The organism is Streptomyces viridosporus (genome assembly GCF_002078235.1).
Classification (GTDB): domain Bacteria; phylum Actinomycetota; class Actinomycetes; order Streptomycetales; family Streptomycetaceae; genus Streptomyces; species Streptomyces viridosporus.
In genome coordinates, this window is record NZ_MSGP01000632.1 from 217 (window position 1) to 792 (window position 576).

1 protein-coding gene and 2 pseudogenes are annotated in these 576 nt (G+C 73.3%); all 3 read left to right on the plus strand.

All coding sequences use genetic code 11. The features are described 5' to 3' along the window. A pseudogene (locus B7L92_RS43055) lies at nt 1–124 on the plus strand (roadblock/LC7 domain-containing protein); the annotation flags it as partial. 2 nt (nt 125–126) lie between these two features. Next, nucleotides 127–498, plus strand: a complete 372-nt coding sequence (locus B7L92_RS34690; protein WP_081241202.1) for a DUF742 domain-containing protein — start codon at nt 127–129, stop codon at nt 496–498. Beyond that, nucleotides 476–576: pseudogene (locus B7L92_RS43060) on the plus strand (ATP-binding protein); the annotation flags it as partial. The gene B7L92_RS34690 and the pseudogene B7L92_RS43060, both read left to right, overlap by 23 nt.

Here is a 576-nt window from a genome sequence, read left to right on the forward strand (position 1 = left end):
CGGCCGCGAGGCCGACGCGGCGGTGCTCGGCTACGAGATGGCGATGCTGGTCAAGAGCGTCCGGCCGTATCTGATGACCGCGCCCCGGCAGCCGTCCGCCGAACCCCCGGCGATGAGGCCTTGAGCGTGACGTCGGCCGGCGACGGGCCCTGGCTCGACGACGCGGCCGGGCGGCTGGTGCGCCCCTTCACGGTCAGCAACGGCCGTACCCGGCCCACCGTCGCGCTCGACCTCATGTCGCAGGTGAGAGCCACCGGTTCCGCCCCCCTCGGCTACCTCGGCCCCGAACACGCGCAGGCGCTCGACCTGTGCCGCGCGCCCGTCCCGGTCGCCGAGGTCGCCGCCCATCTCGGGCTGCCGGTGGCCGTCACCAAGGTGCTGCTGGCGGACCTCGTCGACTGCGGGGCGCTGACCGACAAACCCCCCGCGTTCCACCACAACCCGACGGACCGGGCCCTTCTGGAGGCAGTGCTCGATGGACTACGACGACAGCTCTGACCGCGTCGACGGCGCCGACCCGTTCCCCACGGCACTCAAGATCCTCGTGGCGGGCGGGTTCGGCGTGGGCAAGACGAC